Annotated in this window: 2 protein-coding genes and 2 pseudogenes; 1 reads left to right on the forward strand and 3 read right to left on the reverse strand. The window is 55.9% G+C overall.

From position 1 onward, the window contains the following. A pseudogene (locus F0169_RS11575) lies at positions 1–656 on the forward strand (putative bifunctional diguanylate cyclase/phosphodiesterase); the annotation flags it as partial. Positions 657–668: 12 nt separating this feature from the next. Here the strand turns inward: F0169_RS11575 and F0169_RS11580 are convergent. The 3 genes and pseudogenes from F0169_RS11580 to F0169_RS11590 all read right to left on the reverse strand — a co-directional run. Continuing rightward, positions 669–1874 carry a hypothetical protein gene (locus F0169_RS11580; protein ID WP_241679109.1) on the reverse strand — a complete coding sequence of 402 codons (1206 nt, stop codon included), beginning with the start codon at positions 1872–1874 and terminating at the stop codon, positions 669–671. A 93-nt stretch (positions 1875–1967) separates the two neighbouring features. Continuing rightward, positions 1968–2957 carry a hypothetical protein gene (locus F0169_RS11585; RefSeq protein WP_152746607.1) on the reverse strand — a complete coding sequence of 330 codons (990 nt, stop codon included), beginning with the start codon at positions 2955–2957 and terminating at the stop codon, positions 1968–1970. A gap of 88 nt (positions 2958–3045) precedes the next feature. Beyond that, positions 3046–3556 (reverse strand): annotated as a pseudogene (locus F0169_RS11590) (hypothetical protein); the annotation flags it as partial.

Genomic DNA, 3556 nt, shown 5'->3' on the forward strand with positions numbered 1-3556 from the left:
TTGGTGCGCTGGCAGCACCGCAACTGGGCGCGCAGTCACCGGCCAAGTTTATCAAGGTGCTGGAGGACAGCGGCCTGATCCTGGAAGTCGGCACCTGGATTCTCGATGAAGCGTGTGGCGCTTTTGCGCAGTTGATTGGTGAAGGTTTGGTGGACCCGCTGAACTTCAGCTTGTGTGTGAATATCAGCCCCCGACAGTTTCGCCAAAATGACTTTGTAGAGCGCGTGGCGCGCAGCCTCAAACGGCATAAGCTGCCCTTTAGCCTGCTGAAACTTGAGATCACCGAGGGCATCGTGATTCAGGACCTCGACGACACCGTGGCCAAGATGCGTCGACTAAAAAAACTCGGCGTGAGTTTTGCCATGGATGATTTCGGCACAGGCTACTCGTCGCTGACCTACCTCAAGCGCCTGCCGGTGGATGCGCTGAAGATCGACCAATCGTTTGTGCGCGACGCAACCCACGACCCCAACGACGCGGAGATCATCCGTGCCATCGTGGCCATGGCGTGCAGTCTGAACCTGGACGTGATTGCCGAGGGCGTGGAAACCCCGGAGCAACTGGCGTTCCTGCAAAAGCTGGGCTGCCATTTGTTCCAGGGTTATTTGCACAGCCGGCCGTTACCGATCGATGGGTTCAGGCGGTTGCTGGGCTAAGCCTGTGTGTGATCACACCAGCTTGAGGACGCGATACCCGCTGTTCGTCCATTCCAATGCAGCCAGGTCGTACTTTTCGCCGTAGTAGTCCAACACGCCGTCGATAACCGCCATCGAATGGCCAAAGCCAGCCACCGTTCCGATTGCGCCGTTTAACAGTTCATGGACATCCGAATCACGTACATAGGCATGCAACCCCAGCCTGCGCAGGGCTTCGCCAGGGTATTCGCCATCGTTCAAGGTTTCCATGGCGACCTCAAAGCTCTCGCTGCCACGAAAATCGTTATTCTCCGTTTGTGCACGCTTGGCGCTCACCGCAAACAGGAAGTTGGCGTTGTCCAGCAACCCTTGGTCACTGCCGTAGAAGTGGGAGGCGCCTTTAGCCAAACGAAGTTCGGCGTGAGTCAGGTGCAGACTAAAACCATCCCTCATCATCACGTGGTAACCGTCGGCAGTGGCCGTCACTTGCTTGTAGACGCCCTCCGGGTTTTGCCCGAACTTCGTCATCGCGGCCTTGATCGCCGACACCGTGACACAGTTGCCCTCAAGCCCTTGATAGAAGCCACTCCAGATGTCCATTGGCCGAACCGGCGGCGTTTGCCTGGAGGGCGAGCGCAGGCATGCCGCAGCCGGGTCATTAAACAGCTTGTACCCATAGCCATGATCAACCCTGCGCTGTTTACCGTAGCTATGACTGACGCCATCCAGCACCAGCGCACTGCCCACATTGTGAGTTTCAAGCACACCGAATTCACCCGCCCCCACTAATTCACTGGCGGGCACAGACTGCGACATGCCGTACACACCCATACTCTTCAAGCATCTCAAGGTGGTCTCGCCGCGCAAGCTTTCGGCCAGCGCTGTATCAAAATCGGCGTGGCCTTTAACGCTCTGCTGACGCTTGACGAAAGCAGCCAAGACCACGTTGGCGCTCCCCACCAAGCCCTGATCATCGCCCGCGAATGTCGAAGCCCGAGCCGCCAGTTGCAACTCCTGATGCGACACGTGAACCTTGAACTCATCTTTCATCGTGATTTCATAACCATCGCCGGAAGGCTGGATGTGCTCAAACATATCCGCCGGGCTTTGGCCAAAGGTCATCATCATCATTTTAATCACAGCAGCGTGGGTGCTGCCGTCAAAGTCCTCGCCAAATCGACGCTCTCGGACGTTAAACCCATTAACAATGTCTACGGGTTTCTCGCCTTTGCCTTCCAATGCCGGCCCTGCCTGTTGCAGTGCCATGACAGCCCACGGGCTGCGGACCATTGAGATATTCATACACGGTTTATCCTTTAAAATTCGCGGCGATTAAATCAAAGCGATAGCGTTACCACGTGTCGGCGAGCGCCCTTCCTTGCCCCATAGCTCTTCATGCCCATTGATCACCGCAACCGAATGACCGGTGCGATTGCACATACCCACCATGCCGTTGGCGAGGTCACGGACAGACACCGTGCGCATGTGTTTTTGCAACCCCAAGCGCTTGAATCCTTCCCCTGGGCCGGACTCATCTTCGCCATCATTCAAGCTACGGACCGCCGCACTGAAACTCTTGCCTGCCGTACGGTCGTTATTTTCCATGTGCGCGCGCTTGGCGCTGACCGCAAACAGAAACTGCGCATCCTTGAGCATGCCTTTGTCCTGACCGACAAACTTGGCACCCCGCGCGCCATCAACTAACTCGCGGTCACTGAGGGTGACAACCACGTCATCGCGCATGGTGACTCGGTAGCCAGTGCCATCCTTTTTTACTTCCTTGTAGATGTCGGTCGGGCTTTGACCAAATTTATGCATCGCCGCTTTTATCGCCGAGACCGTGACGCAATTGCCGTCAGGCCCCTGGCGGAACCCGCTCCAAATATTGGCTGGCTTGGCGCCGTTACGTTTGTCCGACAGGCCCGCAATGGTTGCATCGGAGCCAGGCTTAAACGGCTCCGGTAAAACACCGGGCGTCACTTGCGGCTGTACTTTCGGTTGTACTTTCGGTTGTACTTTCGGTTGTGGTATTGGTTGCGGAGGGACGAGCGGAAGAGTCTGGTCTTTTTTATCCGAAACCAGCGTCATCATCTGCATAAAAAGCGAGTTAACCAATGCAATCAGCATACTGACTGCGCCTGTTTCGTCGCCCGCAGCTTTCACCGAGCTATGCCAGGGAAGTGTCGGGGTGTGCTGAACAAAAGTGACTTCTGCTGTTGTTTTGTGAGGGGCGGAGTAGTTGCCAGCCCTCACACTCTCCAATGGCTGGACAGGAATCACCGGTACTACGCGTGCACTGTTATTAATCGGACAAGAAGACATCACAACCTCCACGAACAGCTACCTCCCGGGCATGAATGCCCGGGAAGGTAGTGTTTTTATCAAAGGGTTTGAGAAGCGAATTAACGAATCAATTGCCCGACCTTGATCGGTTGATGAAACCCTGGCGCCTCAAGCTGGTTTGGTATTCAGCAGGTGCAGGGCTGGTCAAATCGGGGGACGGCAGAGGAAGGTAAGGCTTCACGCCAGGCGTTGGAACAGTATTTTCTGGATGCTTGAAATGAGGCGCTACATGGAAGGGGATCGGCTTATGCTGCAGGTCAGTATTCGGCAATACGCTGGTATCAATCCTGCGATTAATAGGTGGCACGTGCGGCAAGACACGCGGGGTAATCGTGACCCGTGGTGGTACAGCTTTGTCATGAATTACACCGGTGTCGGGGCAGGGGCAATGGTTGATGTTGACTTCTACGTGTACCTGCGCATTTGAGTCGTTGGTCACATTTACTTCGGGCCGCGGTGTCGGCGTGAAAGGCGTTGGCGTGATGACCCTGAACGGACTTGCGTCCGGCATCACCTTCGGCAACGGACCTGCATCCGGCGTGACCTTCAGCGGGCCTGCTTTATCGGGCATCACCTTC

Origin of the sequence: Pseudomonas kitaguniensis, assembly GCF_009296165.1 — a bacterium.
Lineage (GTDB): Bacteria > Pseudomonadota > Gammaproteobacteria > Pseudomonadales > Pseudomonadaceae > Aquipseudomonas > Aquipseudomonas kitaguniensis.